This is a genomic window from Bacillus badius NBRC 15713, from assembly GCF_001591605.1.
Taxonomy (GTDB): Bacteria; Bacillota; Bacilli; order Bacillales; family Domibacillaceae; genus Pseudobacillus; species Pseudobacillus badius.
Genome location: NZ_BCVF01000003.1, coordinates 45,526 through 70,931, shown reverse-complemented (window position 1 = coordinate 70,931; position 25,406 = coordinate 45,526). Strand labels below are relative to the sequence as shown.

General features: G+C 46.4%; 27 protein-coding genes and 1 other RNA gene. 23 read left to right on the top strand and 5 right to left on the bottom strand.

Annotated elements, in window-relative coordinates; all coding sequences use genetic code 11:
* Positions 1-10: 10 nt before the first annotated feature.
* From rpmA to pheA, 5 genes are all read left to right on the top strand, one after another.
* The gene (gene rpmA, locus BBA02S_RS02480; protein WP_041097507.1) at positions 11-295 is read left to right on the top strand and encodes a 50S ribosomal protein L27; all 285 of its coding nucleotides are present in this window, start codon (positions 11-13) and stop codon (positions 293-295) included.
* Between the two features lie 243 nt (positions 296-538).
* Positions 539-1,084 carry a Spo0B C-terminal domain-containing protein gene (locus BBA02S_RS02475; RefSeq protein ID WP_041097505.1) on the top strand — a complete coding sequence of 182 codons (546 nt, stop codon included), beginning with the start codon at positions 539-541 and terminating at the stop codon, positions 1,082-1,084.
* A gap of 42 nt (positions 1,085-1,126) precedes the next feature.
* Entirely contained in the window at positions 1,127-2,416 is a 1,290-nt protein-coding gene (obgE, locus tag BBA02S_RS02470; protein ID WP_041097503.1) for a GTPase ObgE, read from the top strand.
* A gap of 241 nt (positions 2,417-2,657) precedes the next feature.
* Positions 2,658-3,113, top strand: coding sequence for an ACT domain-containing protein (locus BBA02S_RS02465; RefSeq protein WP_041097501.1), 456 nt, complete (start codon positions 2,658-2,660; stop codon positions 3,111-3,113).
* A 57-nt stretch (positions 3,114-3,170) separates the two neighbouring features.
* Positions 3,171-4,046, top strand: a complete 876-nt coding sequence (pheA, locus tag BBA02S_RS02460; RefSeq protein WP_041097499.1) for a prephenate dehydratase — start codon at positions 3,171-3,173, stop codon at positions 4,044-4,046.
* Between the two features lie 203 nt (positions 4,047-4,249).
* On the opposite strand, the gene BBA02S_RS02455 is transcribed toward pheA, so the two are convergent.
* Both BBA02S_RS02455 and BBA02S_RS02450 read right to left on the bottom strand, forming a co-directional pair.
* Positions 4,250-4,789 (bottom strand): transcription repressor NadR, encoded by a 540-nt coding sequence (locus BBA02S_RS02455; protein ID WP_041097496.1) that lies wholly within the window; start codon positions 4,787-4,789, stop codon positions 4,250-4,252.
* A 60-nt stretch (positions 4,790-4,849) separates the two neighbouring features.
* Positions 4,850-5,974, bottom strand: coding sequence for an IscS subfamily cysteine desulfurase (locus BBA02S_RS02450; protein ID WP_041097494.1), 1,125 nt, complete (start codon positions 5,972-5,974; stop codon positions 4,850-4,852).
* Positions 5,975-6,079: 105 nt separating this feature from the next.
* Between BBA02S_RS02450 and nadB the strand changes: the two genes are divergently transcribed.
* The 9 genes from nadB (at position 6,080) to rpmG (ending at position 16,319) form a co-directional block, all read left to right on the top strand.
* Entirely contained in the window at positions 6,080-7,675 is a 1,596-nt protein-coding gene (gene nadB / locus BBA02S_RS02445) for an L-aspartate oxidase (protein ID WP_041113958.1), read from the top strand.
* Positions 7,644-8,522: a carboxylating nicotinate-nucleotide diphosphorylase gene (nadC, locus tag BBA02S_RS02440; protein WP_041097490.1), complete on the top strand. Its 879-nt coding sequence runs from the start codon at positions 7,644-7,646 to the stop codon at positions 8,520-8,522. The genes nadB and nadC overlap by 32 nt, the downstream gene beginning before the upstream one ends.
* The gene (nadA, locus tag BBA02S_RS02435) at positions 8,500-9,603 is read left to right on the top strand and encodes a quinolinate synthase NadA (RefSeq protein WP_041113959.1); all 1,104 of its coding nucleotides are present in this window, start codon (positions 8,500-8,502) and stop codon (positions 9,601-9,603) included. The genes nadC and nadA overlap by 23 nt, the downstream gene beginning before the upstream one ends.
* A 312-nt stretch (positions 9,604-9,915) precedes the next feature.
* The gene (gene safA, locus BBA02S_RS21160) at positions 9,916-11,313 is read left to right on the top strand and encodes a SafA/ExsA family spore coat assembly protein (protein WP_052477337.1); all 1,398 of its coding nucleotides are present in this window, start codon (positions 9,916-9,918) and stop codon (positions 11,311-11,313) included.
* Positions 11,303-12,274, top strand: coding sequence for an aminoglycoside phosphotransferase family protein (locus tag BBA02S_RS02425; protein ID WP_041113960.1), 972 nt, complete (start codon positions 11,303-11,305; stop codon positions 12,272-12,274). Before safA ends, BBA02S_RS02425 begins: the two co-directional genes overlap by 11 nt.
* Positions 12,275-12,340: 66 nt before the next feature.
* Positions 12,341-13,045 carry a YhcN/YlaJ family sporulation lipoprotein gene (locus BBA02S_RS02420; RefSeq protein ID WP_041097484.1) on the top strand — a complete coding sequence of 235 codons (705 nt, stop codon included), beginning with the start codon at positions 12,341-12,343 and terminating at the stop codon, positions 13,043-13,045.
* A 254-nt stretch (positions 13,046-13,299) separates the two neighbouring features.
* Positions 13,300-14,712, top strand: coding sequence for a LysM peptidoglycan-binding domain-containing protein (locus BBA02S_RS02415; protein ID WP_041113961.1), 1,413 nt, complete (start codon positions 13,300-13,302; stop codon positions 14,710-14,712).
* Between the two features lie 244 nt (positions 14,713-14,956).
* A complete protein-coding gene (locus BBA02S_RS02410; RefSeq protein ID WP_041097480.1) occupies positions 14,957-16,144 on the top strand; it encodes a GTP-binding protein in 1,188 nt (395 codons plus the stop codon).
* 25 nt (positions 16,145-16,169) lie between these two features.
* On the top strand, positions 16,170-16,319 hold the full coding sequence (gene rpmG / locus BBA02S_RS02405) for a 50S ribosomal protein L33 (RefSeq protein ID WP_041097478.1): 150 nt from the start codon (positions 16,170-16,172) through the stop codon (positions 16,317-16,319).
* Between the two features lie 57 nt (positions 16,320-16,376).
* On the opposite strand, the gene ssrS is transcribed toward rpmG, so the two are convergent.
* Positions 16,377-16,562, bottom strand: a non-coding RNA gene (gene ssrS, locus BBA02S_RS02400) — 6S RNA.
* A gap of 125 nt (positions 16,563-16,687) precedes the next feature.
* Between ssrS and BBA02S_RS20515 the strand changes: the two genes are divergently transcribed.
* From BBA02S_RS20515 to yajC, 7 genes are all read left to right on the top strand, one after another.
* The gene (locus BBA02S_RS20515) at positions 16,688-16,909 is read left to right on the top strand and encodes a hypothetical protein (protein WP_041097476.1); all 222 of its coding nucleotides are present in this window, start codon (positions 16,688-16,690) and stop codon (positions 16,907-16,909) included.
* A gap of 731 nt (positions 16,910-17,640) precedes the next feature.
* On the top strand, positions 17,641-18,252 hold the full coding sequence (ruvA, locus tag BBA02S_RS02395; protein WP_041097474.1) for a Holliday junction branch migration protein RuvA: 612 nt from the start codon (positions 17,641-17,643) through the stop codon (positions 18,250-18,252).
* A 23-nt stretch (positions 18,253-18,275) separates the two neighbouring features.
* Positions 18,276-19,289, top strand: coding sequence for a Holliday junction branch migration DNA helicase RuvB (ruvB, locus tag BBA02S_RS02390; protein WP_041097472.1), 1,014 nt, complete (start codon positions 18,276-18,278; stop codon positions 19,287-19,289).
* Positions 19,273-19,479 (top strand): DUF2905 domain-containing protein, encoded by a 207-nt coding sequence (locus tag BBA02S_RS02385; RefSeq protein ID WP_082028136.1) that lies wholly within the window; start codon positions 19,273-19,275, stop codon positions 19,477-19,479. Before ruvB ends, BBA02S_RS02385 begins: the two co-directional genes overlap by 17 nt.
* A 19-nt stretch (positions 19,480-19,498) precedes the next feature.
* Positions 19,499-20,527 (top strand): tRNA preQ1(34) S-adenosylmethionine ribosyltransferase-isomerase QueA, encoded by a 1,029-nt coding sequence (gene queA, locus BBA02S_RS02380; protein ID WP_041098227.1) that lies wholly within the window; start codon positions 19,499-19,501, stop codon positions 20,525-20,527.
* 127 nt (positions 20,528-20,654) lie between these two features.
* Entirely contained in the window at positions 20,655-21,794 is a 1,140-nt protein-coding gene (tgt, locus tag BBA02S_RS02375) for a tRNA guanosine(34) transglycosylase Tgt (protein WP_041097470.1), read from the top strand.
* Between the two features lie 27 nt (positions 21,795-21,821).
* A complete protein-coding gene (yajC, locus tag BBA02S_RS02370) occupies positions 21,822-22,088 on the top strand; it encodes a preprotein translocase subunit YajC (RefSeq protein ID WP_041097468.1) in 267 nt (88 codons plus the stop codon).
* 44 nt (positions 22,089-22,132) lie between these two features.
* Here the strand turns inward: yajC and BBA02S_RS02365 are convergent, their stop codons facing one another.
* A complete protein-coding gene (locus BBA02S_RS02365; RefSeq protein WP_231557197.1) occupies positions 22,133-22,504 on the bottom strand; it encodes a TIGR04086 family membrane protein in 372 nt (123 codons plus the stop codon).
* Between the two features lie 96 nt (positions 22,505-22,600).
* Between BBA02S_RS02365 and BBA02S_RS02360 the strand changes: the two genes are divergently transcribed.
* Positions 22,601-23,245 carry a DUF421 domain-containing protein gene (locus BBA02S_RS02360; protein ID WP_041097464.1) on the top strand — a complete coding sequence of 215 codons (645 nt, stop codon included), beginning with the start codon at positions 22,601-22,603 and terminating at the stop codon, positions 23,243-23,245.
* 45 nt (positions 23,246-23,290) lie between these two features.
* Here the strand turns inward: BBA02S_RS02360 and spoVB are convergent, their stop codons facing one another.
* Positions 23,291-24,838: a stage V sporulation protein B gene (gene spoVB / locus BBA02S_RS02355; protein WP_041113962.1), complete on the bottom strand. Its 1,548-nt coding sequence runs from the start codon at positions 24,836-24,838 to the stop codon at positions 23,291-23,293.
* A gap of 224 nt (positions 24,839-25,062) precedes the next feature.
* Between spoVB and BBA02S_RS02350 the strand changes: the two genes are divergently transcribed.
* The gene (locus BBA02S_RS02350) at positions 25,063-25,377 is read left to right on the top strand and encodes a post-transcriptional regulator (RefSeq protein ID WP_041097460.1); all 315 of its coding nucleotides are present in this window, start codon (positions 25,063-25,065) and stop codon (positions 25,375-25,377) included.
* Positions 25,378-25,406: the final 29 nt, after the last annotated feature.

Genomic DNA, 25,406 nt, shown 5'->3' with positions numbered 1-25,406 from the left:
GGTGAAACTCATGTTAAGATTAGACCTTCAATTTTTCGCATCGAAAAAAGGGGTTGGTTCTACAAAGAACGGACGTGACTCTGAAGCTAAGCGTCTTGGCGCGAAGCGTGCAGATGGCCAGTTCGTAACAGGCGGATCTATTCTTTACCGTCAGCGTGGAACAAAAATCTACCCTGGTGAAAACGTTGGCCGTGGTGGAGACGACACTCTATTCGCAAAAGTTGACGGCGTTGTTCGTTTCGAACGCTTTGGCCGTGACAAGAAAAAAGTGAGCGTATACCCTGCAGCTCAGTAATACAAGCTGGATAACATGGAAGTGGAAAGCTCTAACCAACCGGTTAGAGCTTTCTTTATGGTTATTTTGAGGCAGCTTTTACGTTGTTTGCTATCTCTCCTTCCTCAATTTCTGGTATACTAGGTGGAAAGCCACGACAGGCAGGAAGATGACGGATAGGTAGTAAAAATAAAACAAGTGAATGAGAAGGCAAAGGCTCCTTCTTTTCTTCGACTATGTTTAGCACAAGGGGGGACCTGTGCAGTGGATAGTAAAAGCAACAACTGGACGATCATTCGAGCCCTTCAGCACTCCCGCCATGACTGGATGAACCATCTCCAGCTCATCAAGGGATACATTGCGCTCGGAAAAACAGAAGAAGCTGAGCGAGTCATTGAACAAACGGCGATGCAGGCAAAACAGGAAGCCCATTTATGCAATCTGTCATTGCCGGAGCTTGCAAAAGTGCTGATTACCTTTAATTGGGAGGCGCATCTCTTTCAACTCGAATATGAGGTGCTGGATACGAACATAAAGGCGGAGACAGAAGACCGCCGGCTGGCAGGCTGGATGTCTTCCATTTTTCGTTTAATCGAAGAGTATATCGAAGCGTATGCAGACAACCATTTATATCTCTCTATTGGAGAGGCAGAGGAAGGAATCCGTTTCTTTTTTGAATTCAGTGGAATAATAACGAATGCAGAGCTTCTGATTAAAGAATTAACAGAAATACTGAGCATGCCTGATGTGAGGCAGTGCAAAATACATGCGCATTCAGCGGAAGAAATGCTCTTTGAAGCGGTCGTATAGATCGTTTTATCCAACGCATAGCTTCATCAATAGGAGGATTTTATGTTTGTAGATCAGGTAAAAGTATACGCAAAAGGCGGCGACGGCGGAAACGGAATGGTTGCTTTTCGCCGTGAAAAATATGTGCCAAAGGGCGGACCAGCCGGCGGTGATGGCGGTCATGGAGCGGATGTAGTGTTTGAAGTGGATGAAGGGTTACGAACGCTGATGGACTTTCGTTATCAGCGCCATTTCAAAGCTTCGCGCGGCGAGCATGGAATGAGCAAAGGGCAGCACGGCAAAAATGCTGCTGATATGATTGTGAAAGTTCCTCCTGGCACGGTAGTCATGGACGACGACACAAAAGAAGTGATCGCTGATTTAACGGAGCATGGCCAGCGGGCTGTGATTGCACGAGGCGGAAGGGGAGGACGCGGCAATACCCGTTTTGCGACACCGGCCAACCCAGCTCCGGAAATATCAGAGAATGGAGAGCCAGGACAAGAGCGTTATATCGTAATGGAATTGAAGCTGCTGGCAGATGTAGGGCTTGTAGGCTTTCCGAGTGTCGGCAAATCCACCTTGCTTTCCGTTGTGTCGGCTGCCCGTCCTAAAATTGCAGCTTATCATTTTACAACGATTGTGCCTAATCTCGGTGTTGTTGAAACAGATGACGGCCGCAGCTTTGTTATGGCCGATCTGCCCGGACTGATTGAAGGAGCACATGAAGGGGTGGGACTTGGCCATCAATTCTTGCGTCATATTGAGCGCACCCGGGTGATCGTACATGTCATCGATATGTCCGGCATGGAAGGGCGCGACCCATATGAGGATTACACCACCATTAATACAGAGCTAAAAGAATATAACCTGCGATTGACAGAGCGGCCGCAGATTATCGTCGCTAACAAGATGGATCTTCCTGATTCAGAAGAAAACCTGGCAGAGTTTAAAGAAAAAATCGGTGAAGACATACCTATCTTCCCTATTTCAGCGATTACCCGTGAAGGGCTTAAGGAGCTGCTTTATGCAGTAGCGGATAAGGTGGATGAAACACCTGAATTCCCGCTTTCTGACTTGGAAGAAGAAAAGGGCATCCATCGCGTCATGTACAAACATGAGGATCAGCCGGCAGAGTTTATTATTACGAGAGACCCATCCGGCACGTTCGTTGTCAGCGGGGAGAAAGTGGAAAAGCTGTTCAAAATGACAGATTTCTCACGGGAGGACTCTGTTCGCCGCTTTGCCCGCCAGCTGCGTTCCATGGGCGTAGACGATGCGCTGCGTGAACGCGGTGCAGAAGATGGTGACATTGTTCGCCTGCTCGATTATGAGTTTGAATTTGTGGAGTAGGAAAGCGGCCAATGGTTTCAGCAAATAGAAGCGGTTTCGGCTGTATGCGATTATTCGCTTGCAGCCATTCGGTTTCTGTCTGCCGGAACGAACGGATCGCTTCCATTCTTAAGTTTATCTAGCTGCAGCGGCTAATCCCTAGGCATAAGCAGTTGCGGATTCAGAAGCCCAAGTTGCTATTTGAGCCGTCCGCTTGATGTTCTGGTTAAAAGCCGCTTCCGCTTTTAAGTGAGGGAGAAACGTGGCTAAAAAGGATTTTGAACGTAAATTTTATTTGGTGCGTGAGGATGTATTGCCAGAGGCAATGAAGAAAACACTTGAGGCCAAGGAGTTAATTGATCGGCATCGGGCAGATTCTGTATGGGAAGCGGTGAAAAAGGTCGATTTAAGCCGCAGTGCTTTCTATAAATACCGCGATACGGTTTTTCCCTTCCACAAGGTCGTAACGGAACGAATTATTACGTTATTCTTTCATCTTGAAGACCGGTCTGGCACCTTGTCCGAATTGCTTGGACTCGTCGCAAAATATGAAGGGAATATTTTAACCATTCATCAGACAATTCCCCTTCAAGGAAGGGCGAACGTCACTTTATCGTTGAATGTCAGCAACATGACGATTGAACTGGATGAGATGCTGGCAGAGCTGGAAAGGCTGGAGTTTGTAGATACAGTAGAAGTGCTGGGCTCAGGCGGATAAGAGCCAGCTTTTTCAGTTTAAATATTGCCAATTTTCTAGTAAGGAGAGTAGATTTGATTGCGAAAGATTGCTTTTTTAGGTCCTGCTGCTACTTTCACGAATTTAGCAGTGCGCCACGCTTTTCCAGAGGAAGAGCATATTCCCTATGTGACTATCCCGGCTTGCATGGATGCGGTCATTAACGGGGACATGGATTTTGCTGTTGTTCCTATTGAGAACACACTTGAGGGAACAGTGAATTTAACGATTGATTATTTGTTTCATGAGGCGGATTTAAAAATTGTTGCGGAAGTGACTGAACCGATTCAACAGCACCTTCTCGTCCATAAAGAGTATGCCTATGATTGGCAGAAAACAGGGAAAGTTCTTTCCCATCCGCATGCAATTGCTCAATGCCATAAATTTCTACATAGTTATTTTCCGGATATTCCACACGAGCAGGCGGCTTCAACCGCCGCTGCTGCCAAATATGTAAAAGAACATCCGGAACAGCGATTGGCAGCAATCGCTAATGAGTTGTCAGCTCAGGAGTATGATTTAGCCATTGCTAAAGTCAATATTCATGATTATGACTTTAATCATACCCGTTTTATCGTGCTGGCCAGACAGGAAACGGAACTGTCGCTTCCGCTGGACCGGCCCCGGGATAAAACCACAGTGGTCATCACGCTTCCATCTGATAGACCAGGAGCGCTGCACCAAGTGTTATCCGCTTTTTCCTGGCGTAATATCAATTTAAGCAAAATTGAGTCACGTCCATTGAAAACCGGTCTTGGCAATTATTTCTTTATTCTCGACATTGAACAGCGTATGGATGAAGTGCTGTTGCCGGGGGCTTTTGCGGAAATGGAAGCGCTCGGCTGTAAAGTCCATGTGCTGGGAAGCTACCGCGCCTACTCTATTCAGCCAGACGAACGAGAAGCGGACAAATAGAACAAGCATGGAGCGTGAGCAGGGAACAGGCTGCTTAATGCCAAAAAGCTGCCCTGCAAGGACAGCTTAACATTTACGGGCAAAGGCCCGCTCTATTTTATCGGCGGCTGACAGGAGTGACGCACTCCTGTCAGCTTTTATGTTTTGGCGGATTCGTCTGTTTTCCGGTAAATGCCAAGGCATCCTTGCCAAATGAACCGTGTTTATTCCACCAGTAAAAAGCCCGCTTCTTGCAAGGCAGCTTCTGCTTCATCTAGCGTTTGTTTATTTTTGGCGGCGATTGTATGCAAATGTACGCCGTTCGTTAATTGTGATAAGTATGTGGCATTCGTTTCATGAATGCGTTTGACAAACTGAGCCACTTCTTTTCGGTTAGAAACCATGATCGAAGCGGTTAAGTCCCCATATACCGGATGCTCAATTTTTACGTCTTTGACGAGCAATCCCAGATCAACGAGCAGATTCAGCTCTTCCTCTGTTTCCTCCGGCTTATGGTTGCAGGCAACAGATCGCTCAAACCATTGTTCCGGCAAGGAAGGCGCAAAGTAGCAATACCCTTGACTGGTAGCGATAATGGGCTCATTGCGCGCTTTCAATAAAGTAATGTCATTGACGATGACTTGCCGGCTGACATTTGAGCGGCTGGCCAGCTCGCTGCCTGTTAACGGCTCCTTGCTCGTCTGCAGCCATTCTAAGATCAATGTTCGCCTTTCTTCTCCTAAAATCTTTTTCCCGGGAGTCATAGTTATCCCTCCATGTTTAAATTCCGCTGCTTCTATTTTACCATAAGCGGATAAGCAGTTCTAACGGAGCGCTGCGGAGGTTAAGTCAAGAAGAAGATCTCCCAATGTTTCTATTTCTTCCATAGTCGTCCGGCTGCTGAAGGAAATGCGGAAAAACTGACGGGCCGTCTCCATTGGATAGCCCATTGCCAGAATCGCTTTTGTTCCGTTTTCTGATCGGGCGTCACATGCGCTGCCTGTTGAAATAGCGCAGCCCTGCTCATTTAATTTCAATAAGACGAGCTGTCCCTCCATGCCTGGAAGCGTGAGCCCGATGATAGAAGGGAGCTGTCTGGCTTCTTCCGCCTCAATCCAGCAGAAAGAAGAGCCGGAGAGTTTTTCTTTTAGCAAACGGCGGAACGCCCATTCCGTTTGCTGGCTAAATGTCCGGCAGGCTTCTTCTGCGGCTGCTGTAAAGGCAGCGATAGCCGGAACAGACACTGTTCCCCCCCGAAAGCCGCTTTCGTGCGTGAGACCCGGAAAAACCGGGGACCATTGCACAGAAGGATCCATATACACAGCTCCTGCTCCTTTTGGGCCGAATACTTTATGGGAGGAGAGCGAGAGGCTATCCACCCACTTTAGAAGCGGACAAATATCCAATTTTCCAAATGCCTGAACGCAATCTGAGTGAAATAAGATTTCTTTTTCTGCTAATAGTTTCCCTATTTCTTCTATTGGATTGATCGCTCCAATTTCCTGATTAATGTATTGCAAGGAAACGAGAATGGTATCTGGCCGGATGGCTGCAGCCAGCTTCTCCGGCTCAACTATGCCGCGTGAGCTGAGCGGCAGTTTGGTGACAGCGAATCCTGCTTTCTCCAAGTAAGCCGTTGCCGAGTGGACAGAGGAATGCTCTGCCAGCGAAGTAATAATATGGTTTCCTTTTTTTCTCGCTGCTTTTGCCAGGGAAACGATAGCTAATAGGTTGCTTTCTGTTCCTCCTGAAGTAAAGTAAACTCCTTCTTTTTTTCCGCCGATCAGTTTGGCTAGGCTCTCCCGGCATCGCTCCAGCAAAAAGCGGGACCGGCTGCCTTCATCATGAAGACTTGAACTGTTTCCGAAAAACTTTTGGTTTGTTTTTATATAAACATTCAGCGCTTCTTCACTCATAGGTGCAGTGGCTGCATAATCAAAATAAATCACGGGACGCTCCTCCTGTAAGTAAGGATTTAAAAAAAGCCTTGTCTTTAGTTTAAATTTGTGTAAATATATGTGTCAAGACACCTGTTAAAACAAGAGGGGAAAATAATGAATAGACAAGCGGATGTCATTATCGTCGGCAGCGGATTAGCTGCTTTGCAACTGGCCCATCATCTTCATTCAACTAGTCATGTGATTATTCTCACAAAAACAAAAATCAGACAAAGCAATTCTTATATTGCGCAAGGCGGGATTGCGGCAGTAATTGATAAAGGCGACAGCATCCATTCGCATGTAGAGGATACATTAAATGCAGGAAGACACCATCATTTTATAGAAGAAGTCGAGCGATTAGCCGATGAGGGGGCCGCTGCGGTCAAGGAACTGATTGCTGGCGGTCTCCACATTGACAGGGACGCAGATGGACAGCCGTCACTTGGTCTGGAAGGGGCGCATAGCGCCAAGAGAATTATTCATTCCGGCGGAGATGCTACGGGGCGGCACACAGTCGAGCATTTGCTGGCGACATTGCCGGAAAATGTGGAGATTATCGAGGGCGAAATGGCTTATGACTGTTTACTGTCTGAAGACCGCTCCCTTTGCATCGGGGTAAAAACAAAAAGTAAAGAGGGAGTGATTAGTTACTGCTGGGCGCCCCACGTAGTAATAGCGACTGGAGGGGCCGGCGCGGTTTACCCGGCTACTTCCAATCAGCCGACGATGACGGGGGACGGGGTAGCCATAGCTTTTCGTGCCGGCGCAGAAATTGCAGATATGGAATTTGTCCAATTTCATCCTACCTTGCTTTTTGCGAACGGAGCTGCCCAAGGCTTAATTTCCGAGGCAGTCAGAGGGGCCGGCGCCAAGCTGATTGACGGGTCTGGTTCTTTGCTGATGGAGGGAGTTCATCCGCTAAAAGACTTGGCTCCGCGTCATATTGCAGCTTATGAAATTTATAAGGCACGGACAAAAGGGAAAGAGGTCTTTCTTGATATACGCGGCATGGAGCATTTTGAAAAGCAATTCCCGACGATTACCGCGTTATGTAAAAGGAATGGTGTATCTATTAGTGATGGCCTCCTTCCTGTGGCGCCTGGAAGCCACTTTTTAATGGGCGGAATATCCGTTGATTCAAATGGATGCACAACGATTCCTGGATTATATGCGGTCGGGGAAGCCGCTCACAGCGGTGTCCATGGGGCCAACCGTTTGGCGAGTAATTCATTGCTTGAAGGGATTGTATACGGCCGTCGGCTAGCTGCTTTTATTAACCGCCGGCTGCCGGCAAGCCAGTTGCCGGCGCGCGTTTTCTATTATGACAGCCAGCTGCCGGCTGAGTCAGCTGGCGGATTCTCGAAGGAGGAGCTGCGGAACCGAACGATGAAGGCAGCGGGCATTATCCGCACACCGGAAAACTTGCAAAGCCATGTTCGTTATTTAGAAGCTTTAGGGGTTCGAGAATGGATAGAGAGCGGGTTGGATGAGCTGGAGCAAGAGGCCATTGAGAAGATTTATATGAGCATAAACAGTTATTTAATCAGCCGGGCTGCTTTGCTTCGCACGGAGAGCCGAGGTGCGCATATCCGCACAGATTTTATGGCTGAAGAAGTACATTGGCGGGGCAAGAGAGTCATACAGACGAAGGACCGAATAAATATAAGAGGTGGACAGCATGAACGAAATCCAATTAGAATCCATGCTTAAACAGTTTTTTATAGAGGACATTGGAGATGGGGACTTGAGCGGAGAGGCGCTTTTTTCGCGCGGAGACAGGGGATCATTTACTTTAGTGGCAAAAGAAGCGGGGATTTTTTGCGGAGGGCAAATTTTGCAGCGCGGCTTTACCTTGATTGATCCCTCTGCTGTCGTAAATATAGCGGTAAATGATGGGGAAATGATTGTTCCCGGCACGGTGCTGGCAGAAGTAGCCGGGACCATGCAAGGACTATTAAAGGCAGAACGCGTCGTTCTTAATTTGATTCAGCGAATGTCCGGTATCGCAACGGCGACAGCCGCCGCCGTTAAACAAACAGCCGGTACCCGCGCTAAAATTTGCGATACACGCAAAACAACGCCCGGACTGCGGATGCTTGAGAAATATGCAGTGAAAGCAGGCGGAGGCTATAATCACCGGCGCGGCCTTTACGATGCAGTGATGCTGAAGGATAATCATATTGCATTTGCCGGAGGGATTAAGCAAGCAATAGAGAAAGCCCGGGCGACTGTTGGGCATACAGTGAAAATCGAAGTGGAAATAGAAACGAAGCAACAGCTGGCCGAGGCGGTGGAAGCCGGGGCCGATATTATTATGTTCGATAATCGGACACCTCAAGAAATTCAGGAATGGCTTCCGCTTGTCCCTGAAGGAGTTGCAACAGAGGCTTCTGGCGGCATTCCGCTTGATGGAATTCGGCCGTTTGCGGAAAGCGGTGTTGATTGGATTTCACTTGGTGCTCTGACCCACTCTATTCGTGCATTGGATATTAGTGCAAAAGTCATCACGGATTCTGTCAAGGAGGAAGCGGATCATGTCTATCTTGGAAATGCTTAAACAGCCGTCTTTTGATTTACCGGACAAATATCGTCAAATGAAGAAGGAAGAAATGGAAGAAAGAGTAAGGGAGATTAAACAGCAGCTTGGAGAGGAACTGTTTATTCCGGGCCACCACTATCAGCGTGATGAAGTTATTCAATTTGCTGATGCTGTCGGCGATTCTTTGCAACTGGCACAAATCTCTGCAAAGAATAAGAAGGCCAGGCATATTGTGTTTTGCGGAGTCCATTTTATGGCAGAAACAGCTGATATTTTAACGACTCCGGAACAGACCGTGATTCTTCCTGATATGCGGGCTGGCTGTTCGATGGCGGATATGGCAGATATTTATCAAACAGAGAGGGCTTGGAAAGAGCTGCAGGCCTTATTCGGCGATACGATGCTGCCTTTGACATATGTCAATTCCACTGCAGCTATTAAAGCTTTTGTTGGCCGCAACAGCGGAGCAACCGTTACTTCCTCTAACGCTCATGCGATGGTTCAATGGGCCTTTGAGCAAAAAGAAAGGATTTTATTCTTGCCGGATCAGCATCTGGGCCGCAATACCGCCTTTGATTTAGGAATTGGACTAGATGAAATGGCTGTATGGAATCCAATTAGCAACGAATTAGAATATGACGGCGAATTAAGCCAAGTAAAAGTGATTTTGTGGAAAGGCCATTGTTCTGTTCATGAAAACTTTACAATCCAAAACGTTGAACACATTCGGGCTGCTGATCCATCGATGCGGATTATCGTGCATCCGGAATGCAAACGCGAGGTAGTGGCCTTAGCCGATGACAATGGTTCAACAAAGTATATTATTGAACAAATCGAAGCGGCGGAGATAGGAAGCGCCTGGGCCATTGGAACAGAAATGAATCTTGTCAACCGCTTGATTCAGCAGCATCCTGATAAACACATTATTTCATTAAACCCGAATATGTGTCCATGCTTGACAATGAACCGAATTGATCTTCCCCACTTGCTTTGGTCACTGGAAACAATTGTTGAAGACAAAGAAGGGAATGTCATTAAAGTAGAGGAGCAAACGGCCCGCGAAGCTGTACTGGCATTAGAGCGCATGTTAAATAGATAATTCGAGTCATCTGCCTGCAGCAGGCAGTAATTTGTCGATAAAGGAGGTTCGGAATGCTCTCATTCCGAACCTTTTTTGATTTTTCGCGGCTTTCAAGCTATTTAAGAGAGACTGATCTCTTGGACTCCATCATTTAGGCCATTATCAGATTTCTGCTGGAAGCTTTTTTCTTGAATAGCTACTAGCTAGTTTCACCCCTAGAACTATTCTTTTCTCATAACTTCTTTTATGGAAGCATACAATTTGGTGTAGGTTCGTTCACAAATTCGCATCGCTCACATATACTACGACGAATGTCTGAGGAGGGAGAAAATGAGAATCCATATTGTGCAGAAAGGAGATACACTCTGGACGATTGCTAAAAAATACGGAGTGAATTTTGATGAGCTAAAAAAGCTAAATGCGCAATTGTCCAATCCGGACTTAATTATGCCGGGCATGAAGATTAAAGTACCGACACCAGCGGTCACCCCAAAGAAAGAGATGCCAAAGCCGCCGAAGGAGATGCCGAACGCACCGAAAGAGATGCCAAAACTGCCAAAAGAAATGCCGAAGCCAGTGCAAGAAGCACCTCCTGCTCCTCCGCCGAAGCCGGTAAAGGAGCAGCCGAAACCGGTCCCTCCAATGAAAGAACAGCCAAAGCCTCCGCTTCCGCCCGTGATACCTGAAGTGGAGATCAATCAAATTTTTCAGATGAATATGGAACAGATGCAGCAGACGGTTCAGCCGCCGGCACCGTCTCCTCCTCCGTCTCCGCCTGTAAAGCCCGATAATATTTTTCCGGGGCTTGATAAAAAAGAAGAAGCGATCGAAAGCGAGAATATACCAATCGCACCGCCACCTATGCCGAAGATAGAGATGGCGCCACCAGCACAAGGAGGCAAGGAATATCCGATGAATGCATATGTGAATCAATCTCAAATGGCTCCAGCCATGCATGGCTACCATGCATACCCAGGATTTCATCCTCATTGGTGTATGCCGATGCCGATTCATGCGGCACCTTCCATGCCGCCATCCTATGAGATGGTTGAAGGAATGATGGAGTCTTCATCAGAAGAAGTTTCATCTCATTATCCAATGATGCACTACCCATCGTCTGACCATGTTCAAGTAATGCATGGAGGCATGCCAAATATTATGCCAAACATGCCAAACATGCCAATGCCAAATGCCCCAATAGCAAATATGCCGAACATGCCAATGCCAAATGAGCCGATGCCAAATATGCCGAACATGCCAATGCCGAATGAGCCGATGCCAAATATGCCGAACATGCCGATGCCGAATGAACCGATGCCAAATATGCCGAATATGCCAATGATGAATGCGCCAATCGCACATGCACCGGCGATGTACGCACCGGCTATGTATCCAAGTATGGCGCCGTGTCCGATGCCGTGTTATCCGCAGCAGAGTTGTTGCGTGCCAATGACACCGGTAATGCCAGCTGCCGGTTATATGCCGTCAATGGAATATGGAATGGAATCAGCGGAGTATGGCGCCTATCCCCAAGTAATGGGGGCGTATCAGCCGCCTGCTGCTTACCCGATGCCAGTCATGCATCAGCCTTATATGCAAGGTTACCATCCTTCATCAATGATGTACCCGGCCGGCGGCATGGCGATGCCTAATCAATTTCCTTCTCAGGCCATGCCAGGGAAGTCAGATTGCGGCTGCCAGCGCACCGACGAAGAGAATGAAGAGTAATTTTCAGCAGGGAGACGGATTAACACCTCGTCTCCTTTTTCTATTATCCGGCCGCTTGGAGGAAACTATCCAAACCGTTTTTTCATTGAAAAAAGGAAAATGGCTAATTGTTACCAACAGGAATAAATGGTTTTTCAAAAGGTATGCTTCTCTTGACCAGCTGAAAAAGCAAATACAATTATCCCGTTTTTTACTGGACAATGGATTTAGGCAAGTCATTCCTTTCCATTCCGTCGGGCCAATTAAATTTGAAAACCAGTTTTTTGCCATTATGCCGTATATCCAGCCAGCTAAAAAGCCATTTTCTTTTCGAACTAGTGGGGAAAGAGAAGAAGCATTGCAGTTATTGTCTCTTTTCCATCGGCAAACAGAGAAGCTGCCCGAAGGCATCGCTGCGGGGTTTCCAAAATTTGATCAAACAGGGAAATGGAGCAAACGGCTGGCTGCCTTTCAAAGCGAGTTTGCCGAGCTGGCCCGCTGCTTTCCCTCAGCCGTGTTAGATAACTATGCAGAAATGGGAAAGTGGTGCTTAGACCGTCTTTCTAATGGGGAGCAGGATAGAGAAGCAGCCGCTTTAATTCATGGGGATGTAGCTGCGCATAACTTTTTTCGTTCGTCTGAGGATGTGCTTTACTTGATTGATTTTGACTTGGCTGCGCAGGCCCCCGGTTTATTTGATTATGTGCAATGGACGCACCGCGTGCTGCCGCTTGTTGGCTGGAAATTGGAAAAGGTGCTGGAGCATCAGGCTGTATCCCGACATGCTCAACAGAAAAACTGGTTGCTTTACACGCTGTTTCCAGCCGATGTTTTTCGGGAATGCCGGCGATGGCTGTATGCCCCTTTAAAAGAGAAGCCTGCTGCTTACAAGCACGCATATGAGCTGACGGTACAGCCATTTATGCAACGGCTGCATTTTTTCAGAAAATGGAAGGAAGAATGGGAGCGCCGTTATGGATAAGAATTCTCTGCCTCTGCAAACTAAGAAGGGCATTATCTGCCCGACTAACAGTTCAGGGGTGAGGGCATGCAGAAAACATTGAAAGCTTTCGTTGTATTGTCTGTATCGGCTGGACTTGCCGCGTGTGGAATTGAAAGCGAAAGCGGCTACGGCGGAAATAATCGCTATGAACCGCAGGGATACTTTTCAAATGCTGGTCATAAGGATGCCAATGACCGCCATGACGGCCCTCTGACAGAATGGTATGACCATTCCGTCGGGAAAGAGCAAAGAACGATAAGGGAAGAAAAAGATCGTTATTTACAAGCTGGTGACGGCCACGGTCATCCGCAAAACCCATCTAAACCGCTGGCGAAAGAAGACAGGAGTTTCTTTGAGCGTGATAATGAGCAGCCTTATAACAGTGATGCCAATTACCATGGCCATAAGAGCGTACAGAATGTCCAAAAGAAAAATTCGTATTACACGAATTATAATGGCAAATTGGCCGAAAAGCTGACGAGCAAAGCAGAAGAGGTAGATGGTGTTCTTGATGCTCAAACATTTATTGGCGATAAAGAAATCACCGTTGCACTGCAGGTGGCGAAAAATAGCGATGCAAAGGCAGTAAAGAGCCAAGTGAAACAGACAATAGAGCGCTATGCCAAAGGCGCCCCAGTTCAAGTGGCTGATGATATCGGCACCTTTAACTATATTCGTGTCCTTGACAATGACTTGCGTGATGGCGGACCAATTGATTTAAAAAATGCCCGCTTTAGTACAGACCAATAAACAGGGGCCTCCGGGCTCCTGTTTTCGTTTATCGATCAAAGGGTTTAGGAATGGGATTATTCCGAACTTTTTTGATTTCAGGCGCTTGGAGAGAATGGCAGACCTCTCGGAATAGTCTCCCTTGCGCAGTAACGGCAAGGGGCTGTTTCGTTTTTAAACTCCGTTATTTTTTAGTGAATATTGCAATAAGAGGTTTTCTATCGTCCTGGGCTGCATATGTATAGTCATATGACGATCATTTGGAGGAGACATCTATGATTATACATGTGATTCGAAAAGGAGAGACGCTCAATCAATTAGCCCGTAAGTATGGGGTGGAGGCTGCCCGGATTGAGAGGGTCAATGAGCTTCCTGACCGTGACCGCCTTGTGATTGGCCAGGCTTTGCTGATTCCCCTTCTAGCCCGGCGGCATACTGTGCGGGAAGGAGAAACCCTTCGGAAAATTGCCCAACAGTATGGAGTAACGGTCAGGGAGCTTGCCCGGATCAATGGGATCAGCAATCCTGAACGCATCACCCCGGGAATGGTTTTGTACATTCCAGCAAGGCGGCATGTAGTTGAAGAAGGAGAAACTCTGGCACAGATTGCTCAGCGGTACAGCACAAATCTAAGAGAACTAATGAGGATCAATAACGTTCAAGGTGCAGGTGATATTTATCCGGGGCTCGTATTATTGATCCCATTTGAGCGGCCCGTTATTGATGTGAATGCTTATACAATAGAAATGGGAGAAGAAGGAGCCCGTCAAGTTCGTGAAACAGGAGAGTATCTCACATACGTTTCGCCTTTTGCTTACATTATGAGAGCAGACGGCGGACTGGAATCGATCAATGACACAGCGACAATGGAGGCGGCCCGTGCTGAGCAGGTGGTGCCAATGATGGCCATTACAAATTTTACTGCCAGCAACCCTGGATCACGGCTTGCCAGTACGATTCTAGGAAGCAGGGAACTGCAGGACAAATTGTTAACCAATGCGATCGACATCATGAGAAGAAAAGGATACAGAGGAATAAATATTGATTTTGAAAATGTATTTCCGGCTGACCGCGAACGGTATAATCAATTTTTGCAGCGGGCGGTAGAGCGAATGCACGCAGCAGGCTTCTTTGTTTCGACCGCTGTAGCTCCTAAAGTGAGCGGTGATCAGAAAGGGGTATTATATGAAGCCCATGATTATGAGGCACATGGGCGGATTGTTGATTTTGTCATCCTGATGACTTACGAATGGGGCTACCGTTTTGGACCGCCGCAAGCTATTTCCCCGCTTAATCAAATTAGGCGGGTGCTAGACTATGCTGTTTCTGTTATTCCACGAAATAAATTATTTTTTGGCTTCCAGCTTTATGCGAGAGATTGGCTGCTTCCGCATCGGCAAGGACAGGAGGCTCAGACATTTGATATGCAAGAGGCCATTCGTCGGGCGATTCAGTATGGAGCGGCTATCCAGTATGATTCTGCCACCCAGTCTCCGTTTTTCCAGTACGTTGATGAACAAGGACGCATGCATGAGGTATGGTTTGAAGATGCCCGCAGCGCTCAGGCGAAGTTTGACGTTGTTAAGGAATATGGTCTTCGCGGGATCAGCTACTGGGTGCTCGGCTATCCTTTCCCGCAAAATTGGCAGCTTTTGCAAAGTAATTTTCAGATCAGGAAGGAAAGATAACTTTCATGCAGAAGCAGGTTCTTTTAAAAATGAACCGCTTCTGCAGGATTATTCTATTGTAATTTTTGAAAAAACACTTGCAAATAGTAATGATTACGTTTTATTATAGATTTTAAATCGTAATGATTTTGATTTAAGACGCTGTTTAAGAAAGATGGAAATAAGCAGTAAGCGGTATACAAGAGAGAAATATATTATATAAATCGTAATCATAACGGTTTATCAAAAGCAAGGAGAGGTTGGAATGAAGAGCAAAATTCCTGTAACTGTGTTAAGCGGTTATTTAGGTGCTGGCAAAACAACGTTGCTGAATCATATTTTAAAAAACAGAGAAGGAAAAAGAGTAGCGGTCATTGTGAATGATATGAGCGAGGTTAATATTGATGCTGCGCTCATTAAACAAGGGGGATTTGCACGGACAGAGGAAAAACTTGTAGAAATGCAAAATGGCTGTATTTGCTGCACACTTCGCGAGGATTTAATTAAAGAAGTGGAAAAGCTGGCCAAGGCAGGAGATATAGACTATATCGTGATTGAGTCAACAGGAATTAGCGAGCCCGTGCCGGTCGCTCAGACATTTACATACGTGGATGAATCCTTAGGAATTGATTTGTCGGCTTTTTGCCGGCTGGATACGATGGTTACGGTAGTCGATGCCAACCGTTTTTGGGCTGACTTTTCTTCAGGCGAAAGTTTGCTTGACCGAAAAGAGGCTGCAGATGAAATGGATACGAGAGAAGTGGTGGACTTGTTAATTGACCAAATTGAGTTTGCCAATGTAATCATATTGAACAAGACAGATCTTGTGAAAAGGGAAGAAGCTTTGGAACTCCAAGCGGTTCTGAAAAAGCTAAATCCTCAGGCAGATATCATTTCAACAGCCCATGGCGAGATTTCGCTTGATCAAGTGCTGGATACGAAGCTGTTTGATTTCGAAGAAGCAAGCCAAAGTGCGGGGTGGATCAAGGAATTGAATAATGAACACATCCCGGAAACAGAGGAATATAATCTGTCGTCTTTCGTATACCGGAGGCAGCTTCCGTTTCATCCGGAGCGCTTCATGGACTGGCTTGAGAACTGGCCCGAAGACGTAGTCAGAGCGAAGGGATTTATTTGGCTTGCTTCCCGCAACAATATAGCCTGCATTTTATCACAGGCAGGTCCCTCTATTGTACTTCAAGGAGCGGGTGAGTGGGTTGCAGCTTATCCTGCTGAGGAACAACAGCAAATACTCAGCGAAGAGCCTGAACTGCTGGAGAGATGGCATGAGGAGTATGGCGATCGGCTGACAGAGCTTGTATTTATCGGAATCGGCATGAGCAAAGAGGAGATCGAACAGTCCTTGGATGCCTGTTTATTAACAGAGGAGGAGCAGCAAGAAGAATGGTCCAGGCTCAAAGATCCGCTGCCGCCCTTTGCCGCCGTTCAATAAAAATAAAATCAAAGGAGAATGAAAAGTGAGAGTAACCATTACGTTAGCTTGTACAGAAACAGGAGATAGAAATTATATAACAACCAAAAACAAACGAAACAATCCAGAGCGTTTAGAATTAAAAAAATACTGCCCTCGTTTAAAAAAGCATACGCTGCACAGGGAAACAAAATAACACCAAGAATAAACAAGAAAGCCGGTTTCCAAAAGGAAACCGGCTTGAATTATGTAAGAAAAGGCCGCAGTTGCCGTACGTTTAATGAAGTTTTAAAACCACCACTCCATAAAGTGGGTGTTTGCAGAAACTTTCCTGTCGTCCTCATAGCAATGAGGCGTGACATTTCAGCTTCAATTTAAAACTCCCTATTTCAGCTTAAAGGTTAAAACTTTATTAAGGTTACGCACAACGCAGCTGATACTTACACTATACACGGCTTTTCAGGAAATTGCAACTGCGGCTCTAACCGTGGGTCAGACCGGCGTTTAACTCAGGAGGAGCCGGGAAAAGAAGAACTATACACTAAGGAAAGCGAGGAGAATAACATGAAAATAGTAAATGCAGAGCTTCAGTATGATGAAAGCAAGATGGACGGTGATTTTGCGGAACGGCTGCAAAAAATATTAAGTAAAGAGGGAATTGAAGTGATTTCGGTCGATAAAAATAAAAACACAGAGCCGGAGAGCCCTTATCAAAAAGTAAAGAACACACAAGCGGATGATGACATCAGCTCTGCAGGTGCAGGAGGAATGGTTTCTCCTAATTAATGGGCTGCTGATAAAGCATGCTGCAATGGAAACCGAACATCCAAATTTATAGTGTAAGACCATCCTAGTGACAGTTTTGATTTGTCGATCAAAGGAGGAGTGGAATGATCTCATTCCGCTCCCTTTTCTGTTTTTTTTAGGTGAATGTCGGGCTATCTGTGAGAATAACCGACCTCTCCAAGTTCATTATTCAGACCATTTCCTTAAGGTTCATGGCAGCGAAAGTAAGCATCGCCTGCGTTGTCTGTTTTTTAAACCCCCTTAACATTGTCTGTTTGATCTTCTTGGATGGGGGGTGTTTCGGAATCCTCTTCCTCACCTCAAGCGTTTTGTACAGCTGGCTTTTTTTTATAACCTCTGTTGATTGAAATGGAAGGCGCGAAGACTCCTGTGGAAAGCGAAGCGCCTGGAATGGAAATCAATAGCCCCTATCTGCAAGAAAAGTAAAAAGACTGAGGATAAACTTCCCTTGTCATTCCGTTTGTCTATAGGCTGAGACTGTCCCTGGTGACAGTCTTTTTGTTTGCTATTTTCTCTTTTTGGAGAAAATAGTAGGAAAAAACAGAGGAGAAATACCGCAGCACATTCATCCGGTTAGTTTCGCAAAGGAAAGCAAGCGGCTAATGAGGCACTGCAGGCATAGGAACAGACGTTTCTTTTTGTTTTTTTCACGGGCAAATCATGTTATGATACAATGAGGAGTAATGCGCAGTGTAGGGGAGCGAATTAATTTGTACGAGTATATTAAAGGCAGCGTAGCGTTCGTAGGACCGGAATATATTGTTATTGAAAATGGCGGCATCGGTTTTCAAATATTAACACCTAATCCGTTTGTCTTTGCAAAATACGAACAACAGACAGTTACCGTCTATGTCTACCAACATGTGCGGGAGGACGTACTGGCGCTGTATGGATTTATTTCTATAGAAGAGAAACGGTTGTTTGAAAAGTTAATTTCAGTATCAGGCATCGGACCCAAAGGGGCGCTGGCTGTGCTCGCAAGCGGCGAACCTCAGCAGGTCGTATCGGCCATTGAACAGGAAGACGAGAAGTTTTTGACGAAATTTCCCGGGGTCGGCAAGAAAACCGCCAGGCAAATGATCCTTGACTTAAAGGGGAAATTGGCAGATGTTGTGCCGGAGTTTTTCCCGAACTTGTTTCATCCGGACGGCATGGGGCAAAAGCCGGCCGCTTGTGCCGAGCTGGAAGAGGCGCTCCTTGCTTTGGAGGCTCTTGGATATTCAGCCAAGGAAATTAAAAGGATCAGCAAGAAGCTTCAAGCAGAGCAGTTAACGACCGATCAATATATCCGAAAAGGCTTGCAGCTGTTGCTGAATGGATAAATGAATGAGGGAGTGATCGTGCGATGGAAGAACGCATCGTTTCCGGAGCGGCTGAAGTGGGAGAGTTGTACGAGGAACAGTCACTGCGTCCTCAAACGCTGAAACAATATATTGGCCAAGAACAAGTGAAAAGCAATTTGGCCATCTTTATCGAGGCTGCCCGGCAGCGTCAGGAAACTCTTGATCATGTGTTATTATACGGGCCGCCCGGACTCGGCAAAACAACGCTTGCAGCTGTTATCGCCAATGAAATGGGCGTGCAAATGCGGACAACAGCGGGTCCGGCGATTGAGAGACCTGGGGATTTGGCTGCTGTTTTAACGTCACTTGAACCGGGAGATGTACTGTTTATTGATGAAATTCACCGGCTGCCTCGCGCGATAGAAGAAGTGCTGTATCCGGCAATGGAAGACTTTTGTCTGGATATCGTGATTGGCAAGGGGCCAAGCGCACGCTCTGTCCGCCTAGACTTGCCGCCGTTTACGTTAATTGGAGCGACAACGAGGGCTGGCTCGCTTTCTGCGCCGCTTCGTGATCGTTTCGGTGTGTTGAGCCGCTTGGAATATTACAGTGAGGAGCAGCTGCGCGAAGTGGTGCTAAGAACGGCTGACATTTTTCATACGGACATCGATCCGTCCGGTGCCGCAGAAATTGCCCGCCGGTCAAGAGGCACACCGCGAATCGCCAACCGCCTCTTAAAGCGGGTGCGTGACTATGCGCAAGTAAGAGGCAACGGAATGATTACGTACGAATTGGCAGCAGAAGCACTTGAGCTGCTGCAGGTTGATCGAAGAGGACTTGACCATATTGACCATAAGCTTCTCAAAGCGATTATCGAACGCTTTCGCGGAGGCCCGGTCGGTGTGGAAACGATTGCTGCCAGCATCGGTGAGGAAGCCGGCACGATTGAGGACGTGTATGAGCCGTATTTGCTGCAAATCGGCTTTTTGCAGCGGACGCCGCGCGGGCGAATCGTCAGTGAGCTCGTGTATCATCATTTTCAGATGGAGGTTCCGGTAAATGAGCGGAATCGGTAAGACCTTGATGCTGCTAGGAGTCATCCTATTTGTATTCGGCCTTGTTATGCAGTTCGTTAAAATCGGGCGCTTGCCCGGTGATCTGCTATTTAAAAAAGGAAACACAACATTTTATTTTCCTATTATGACGTCTATTATTGTCAGTGTTGTGCTGTCATTCATTTTTTATGTTATTGGAAAATGGAAATAAAAAGATAGGGATGAAGAAAGTGAAAGTAGAGGAATTTGATTTTAATCTGCCTGAAGAGCTAATTGCACAAACGCCGCTTGCTGAGCGGACAGAGAGCCGGCTGATGGTGCTTGATAAGAAAACAGGCGCAATTACACACGACGTATTTAAAAATATCACTTCGTTTTTGCAGCCTGGGGACTGCCTTGTATTAAATGACACGAAGGTGCTGCCTGCCCGCCTGTATGGAACAAAGGAAGATACCGGCGCGAAAATAGAAGTGCTGCTGCTCAGGCAGGAAGAGGGCGACCGCTGGGAAACACTCGTCAAGCCGGCAAAGCGGATAAAAGCCGGCAGCCAGGTTACATTTGGAGATGGCCGGCTTCAGGCTGTATGTGTAGAGGAAAAGGAACATGGAGGCCGGGTGCTCGAGTTTTCGTACGAAGGCATTTTTTATGAGGTGCTTGACGAGCTCGGCGAAATGCCTCTGCCGCCGTATATTAAAGAGCAGCTGGAGGAAAAGGACCGTTATCAGACCGTTTTTGCTAAGGAACGGGGATCAGCTGCTGCTCCTACAGCCGGACTGCATTTCACTGAAGAGCTGCTCGAGGAAATTAGAGGAATGGGCGTGCATACGGCCTTTTTAACGCTGCATGTAGGGTTAGGCACATTCCGTCCGGTGTCTGTCGATACGATTGAAGAACATGAAATGCATGCGGAGTTCTACCATGTATCGGAAGGAACCGCCCGTCTCATTCAGCAAGTCAAGGAAGCCGGCGGCCGCATTATCAGTGTCGGCACGACATCGACACGGACGCTCGAAACAGTCGCACGGGATCATGACGGCCGCATTGAGGCGGCAAGCGGCTGGACCGACATTTTTATTTATCCGGGCTTTCCGTTTCAAGCCATTGACGGCATGATTACCAACTTTCATTTGCCGAAGTCTACATTAATCATGCTCGTCAGCGCTCTTGCCGGCAAAGAGCATGTAATGAAGGCGTATCATGAAGCGGTGGACGAAAAATATCGCTTTTTCAGCTTCGGGGATGCTATGCTCATTAAATAATCATTCACGAGTGAAAGCCAAGGAGCTTCAATGATTGCAGCTTCTGGTTTTCATGGCGTGAAGAAGCGGATATCAGCGGCTGCTTATAGCCGTTTCCGTCTTTATATTAGAAAGGAGTGGCATTGATTTGCCAGCAATTAAATACGAGTTAATTAAAACATGCAAGCAGACGGGAGCCCGTCTCGGCCGTGTTCATACACCGCACGGAAGCTTTGAAACGCCTGTCTTCATGCCGGTAGGAACATTGGCGACTGTCAAGACGATGTCCCCGGAAGAACTAAAGGAAATGGGTGCCAACATTATTTTAAGTAATACATATCATCTTTGGCTGCGCCCCGGACACGAAATCGTTAAAGAAGCGGGCGGTCTTCATAAATTTATGAACTGGGACCGGTCTATTTTAACGGATTCTGGCGGCTTTCAGGTGTTTTCTTTAAGTGATTTCCGCAAGATTGAAGAAGAAGGCGTTCATTTTCGCAACCATTTAAATGGAGACAAGCTGTTTTTGTCTCCTGAGAAAGCAATGGAGATTCAGAATGCACTTGGTTCTGATATTATGATGGCATTTGACGAGTGTCCGCCGTATCCGGCAGAATATGATTATATGAAGCGTTCAGTTGAAAGAACTTCTCGATGGGCGGAAAGATGTTTGAATGCACACGTGCGTCCGGAGGATCAAGGGCTGTTTGGCATTGTGCAGGGTGGAGAATATGAAGAATTGCGCCGCCAAAGCGCCAATGATTTAGTCTCGCTTGACTTTCCAGGGTATGCCATCGGCGGCTTGTCAGTAGGTGAGCCGAAGGATGTGATGAACCGTGTCCTTGAATTTACAACGCCGCTATTGCCGTCGCATAAGCCGCGCTATTTGATGGGAGTCGGTTCGCCAGATTCTTTAATTGATGGGGCCATTCGCGGGGTTGATATGTTTGACTGTGTACTGCCGACGCGAATTGCCAGAAACGGAACATTGATGACAAGTGAAGGCCGGCTTGTTGTGAAAAATGCCAAATATGCGCGGGATTATGGTCCGCTTGATGAAAATTGCGATTGTTATACATGCCGCAACTATTCACGTGCCTATATCCGCCACCTCATTCGCTGCAATGAAACGTTTGGCATAAGGCTTACAACTTACCATAACTTATATTTTCTGATAAAATTAATGGAACAAGTAAGAGAAGCGATTAAAGAAGACCGCTTGGGTGATTTTAGAGAAGAGTTTTTCGAAGCTTACGGCTTTAATCGTCCTGACGCGAAGAACTTCTAAACATCCTTCTTAGAAAGGGGTGAAATTATGCAGTCAATTATCATGCTCGTGTTGATGTTTGTTTTGTTCTACTTTTTGCTTATCCGCCCGCAGCAAAAGCGTCAAAAGGCAGTAGCAGAAATGCAAAGCAGTTTGCAAAAGGGAGATAAGATTGTCACGATTGGCGGTTTGCACGGATTTATCGATGCAATCGAGGAAGGCACTGTCGTGATCAAATGCGGAGATGGCAGCCGTCTTACATACGATCGTTCAGCTATTCGCGAAGTATCTGAAAAAGCAGCCGTTCCACAATAAAGAAATAAAAAAGCAAATCAACCCAAAGGCTGATTTGCTTTTTTTTATTTTTCCGAAGAAACATTTACGCCAAGCACACCTCCCATCATGGCTGTGAGGATAAAGCAGAGGTGATAAATAGACTGCTCCCAGCTGAACATGGAGTTATGGCCAAGATACTGGTACAGAATCATAATGAGGCTGTACAAAAGTCCTGCTGCTCCGCCAGAGAGCCAGCCTTTTTGTCCGGAAAGTTTCCCGGAAATAACACCTCCAATAAAAAGAGCAAGGAATGAAGCGATCGTAATGGAGAGCTGCAAGGATGCTTCATTTAATGAACTGAACCGTAAAATAAGAGAAAAGACGAGGCTGCACACACCAGCAAAGACAAAAATGACGATGGTTCCATACATAATTCCATAGCTGAAAGTCTTCACGTTAAAGTCCTCCTTACTTTCCATTGTTTGGATTTCATGTTTTCTTCCCGCAGGCTCACACTAAAGATGACATTACTTCATCTAAAGGAGAGTTCCATGGTTTATTGGACAATCATTTTTCGGGCGATATTTTTATATATCGTTATTTTATTTGTATTCCGGCTGATGGGCCGCAGGGAAATAGGCGAACTCAGTATTTTGGATCTGGTTGTGTTTTTAATGATTGGCGAAATGGCGGTTATTGCGATCGAGCAGCCGAATGATCCGTTGATGCATACGCTTGTGCCGATTTTTATTCTCGTCATTATCCAAATCAGCCTGGCCTACATCTCGCTTAAAAGCGTGAGATTCCGTGAGTTTATCGACGGAAAGCCTGAAATTATTATCAAGCATGGGAAAATTGATGAAAAAGCGATGAAAAGGCATCGATATAATTATCACGACCTTCTTCTCCAATTGCGTGAAAAGGATATTCGGCACATTGATGATATTGAATTTGCCATATTAGAAACATCCGGATCTTTATCCGTCCTTCCAAAAGAAAAGACAGGAAAGGCCGGTTCCTTTACTTTGCCTATTGTGCTTGACGGCGATCTTCACCTTGAGCATTTGCAAATGATCGGCAAAACGGAACAATGGCTGAGCCGCGAATTAAAGAAAAGAGGCTATAAAAACATAAAAGATATTTCGTTTTGCAGTTTTCATGATGGCCGCCTGTTTATTGATGAAAAAGAGCGATGAACAGGCGGTTTGTTCTCTGCGCAAGGCAACATCCAAGGAACCTGTTTACTTAATAAACCTTTTAATTAGCGGCATCCGTGACAAGTCTTGTTTAGTAATAAGGCCGAGCAGAAGAGACAAGAGGAAATAGCAAAGGGCGGATGCAGCTGCGCCGGCAGCAAGATAAGTAAAGGAGCCGGCCTTGTCTAACCATAAACCGTTCAGAAAGCGGCTGATAAAAAAAGAAGTTATCATGACAAAGGAAAATTTAGCATACTGGTGAACATTTAATGTCAGGGTAATTTTCTTAAAGACGGTTGCTAAATGCAAAAGAGTAACGAGCAAAATACTGGCGGCCATGCCGAGTGCAGCCCCGTAAATGCCGAATTGCGGCTGAGAAGCGAAGATAAAGATAACGGCAAGCTTTACAGATACCCCGATCAGGCTGTTAATCATAGCGGCATTTGCTAAGTTTAAAGCTTGTAAAACAGCTTGCAGCGGTCCTTGATAGTAATAAAATAAGAAAAAAGGAGCCATCAACACGATAAAACGAGCGCCATTCGTTGAGTGATACATAAATTGCATAAGCGGTTCGGCATACAGAAATAAAAGCAGAACCGAAAGCCCGCCTGTTACAAGGCAAAAACGCAAGGCCTCCTGAACGCGATGTTCAAGGAGCCGGTACTGCTTTTTGGCATAAGCCTCACTGACAGCCGGAACAAGAGAGGTTGATAAAGCTAATGTGACAAATGACGGCAAAAACATTACCGGAAGGGCATAACCGGTTAGCACCCCGTACTGCTTGGTGGCGACCACGGCCGTCACCCCGGCAATAGCCAGGCTTTGGGTGACAACGATGGGCTCAAAGAACCATCCGAGCGAACCGATCAGCCGGCTGCCGGTTGTCGGAAGTGCGACTTCGAATAGTTCTTTAGCTGTTTCTTTCCCAGTGCGGATCGCCCGGAAAAAGCGGCGGCGAAGCAGAAACGTTTTATTAAACCGGAACATCAGCAGCAAATAAAGCAAAGAGATGAGTTCCCCGCAAGTAGCGGCTGCCATAGCTCCAGCTGCTGCGTACTCAATGCCGTGCGGCAGCATTTGCTTGGTAAATAAGGCGATTAAGCCAATGCGAACGACCTGCTCTAGCACCTGGGAATAGGCCGCCGGTTTCATGTTCTGCCGGCCTTGAAAATAACCGCGCAGTACGGATGAAACAGCAATAACCGGAATGGCCGGTGTAATCGCGATTAGCGGATAATAGGTGCGCGGATCGGTAAACAGCGTTTTTGACAGGTAAGGAGCCATCATCAGCAGTGCCGGTGTAAATAGCAAGGACAATGAGAGAGTAATAGAAAGCGATACGGCTAAAATTCGTTTCATTTTGGCAATGTCGCCCCGTGCTTCAGCAGCGGCAACACTTCTTGATATGGCCACAGGGAGCCCCATCTGTGTGAGCGTGACAACTAGGATGAATGACGGGAACACCATCATGTACAAGCCGACACCTTCCTCGCCGATCAGCCGGGCGATTACAATGCGGTTGACAAAGCCGAGTATTTTTACGATAAGTGTAGCTGCCATTAAAACGAGTGTCCCTTTTAAAAACTTTGACATCTGTCTCCCTGCCTTCTCAAAATAGATGAATTGCTTTACAATGATATATATGCTATCTAGTCGGGCAAGCATGACAAGTTCATTTATTCTTCTAAATATAAAACGCTTTGTTGCATCAGCAGCCTAATGTCTATTCTTTCTAGTTTATTCACGTGCAGAAGTGAATGGAAAAAGGGAGAATCATGAGAAAGCCTCGGCGATCCAAATAAAAGGGGGAAGGGAAAATGGGGGAAATACATCCATACAATAAGTATTTTCAAGATTTGCTGCCGGCATTAAAAAGCAAGGTTGAGGAGTTTCGGCTGTTGAATTACGGAACCATTGATATTCCTTCTTTGTGGAAATATTTAACGGCAAAAAAATGGCGCAAGCCGGAAGAAGATATACATGTACATGAACTGGTTGCCGATATTTTGTCGATGATGCCGGGAGAGTACATGAATTATGCAACCATTGAAGCGTACCGATCGACGAACTGGTTTGAGGAAGTGAACGAGGAAGAGCTGAAGGAGTTGCTTGGAACGAAAAAAGGCAAGTAAAATTGACAGCAATTATTTTCTACTTCATA

Excerpts from the sequence above, each read along its gene's own strand:
- rpmA (WP_041097507.1), top strand. The coding sequence starts at position 11 with ATGTTAAGATTAGACCTTCAATTTTTCGCATCGAAAAAAGGGGTTGGT.
- obgE (WP_041097503.1), top strand. The coding sequence starts at position 1,127 with ATGTTTGTAGATCAGGTAAAAGTATACGCAAAAGGCGGCGACGGCGGA.
- BBA02S_RS02455 (WP_041097496.1), bottom strand. The coding sequence starts at position 4,789 with ATGACTCCCGGGAAAAAGATTTTAGGAGAAGAAAGGCGAACATTGATC.
- nadB (WP_041113958.1), top strand. The coding sequence starts at position 6,080 with ATGAATAGACAAGCGGATGTCATTATCGTCGGCAGCGGATTAGCTGCT.
- nadC (WP_041097490.1), top strand. The coding sequence starts at position 7,644 with ATGAACGAAATCCAATTAGAATCCATGCTTAAACAGTTTTTTATAGAG.
- nadA (WP_041113959.1), top strand. The coding sequence starts at position 8,500 with ATGTCTATCTTGGAAATGCTTAAACAGCCGTCTTTTGATTTACCGGAC.
- safA (WP_052477337.1), top strand. The coding sequence starts at position 9,916 with ATGAGAATCCATATTGTGCAGAAAGGAGATACACTCTGGACGATTGCT.
- BBA02S_RS02425 (WP_041113960.1), top strand. The coding sequence starts at position 11,303 with ATGAAGAGTAATTTTCAGCAGGGAGACGGATTAACACCTCGTCTCCTT.
- BBA02S_RS02420 (WP_041097484.1), top strand. The coding sequence starts at position 12,341 with ATGCAGAAAACATTGAAAGCTTTCGTTGTATTGTCTGTATCGGCTGGA.
- BBA02S_RS02415 (WP_041113961.1), top strand. The coding sequence starts at position 13,300 with ATGATTATACATGTGATTCGAAAAGGAGAGACGCTCAATCAATTAGCC.
- BBA02S_RS02410 (WP_041097480.1), top strand. The coding sequence starts at position 14,957 with ATGAAGAGCAAAATTCCTGTAACTGTGTTAAGCGGTTATTTAGGTGCT.
- BBA02S_RS20515 (WP_041097476.1), top strand. The coding sequence starts at position 16,688 with ATGAAAATAGTAAATGCAGAGCTTCAGTATGATGAAAGCAAGATGGAC.
- ruvB (WP_041097472.1), top strand. The coding sequence starts at position 18,276 with ATGGAAGAACGCATCGTTTCCGGAGCGGCTGAAGTGGGAGAGTTGTAC.
- BBA02S_RS02385 (WP_082028136.1), top strand. The coding sequence starts at position 19,273 with ATGAGCGGAATCGGTAAGACCTTGATGCTGCTAGGAGTCATCCTATTT.
- yajC (WP_041097468.1), top strand. The coding sequence starts at position 21,822 with ATGCAGTCAATTATCATGCTCGTGTTGATGTTTGTTTTGTTCTACTTT.
- BBA02S_RS02360 (WP_041097464.1), top strand. The coding sequence starts at position 22,601 with ATGGTTTATTGGACAATCATTTTTCGGGCGATATTTTTATATATCGTT.
- spoVB (WP_041113962.1), bottom strand. The coding sequence starts at position 24,838 with ATGTCAAAGTTTTTAAAAGGGACACTCGTTTTAATGGCAGCTACACTT.
- BBA02S_RS02350 (WP_041097460.1), top strand. The coding sequence starts at position 25,063 with ATGGGGGAAATACATCCATACAATAAGTATTTTCAAGATTTGCTGCCG.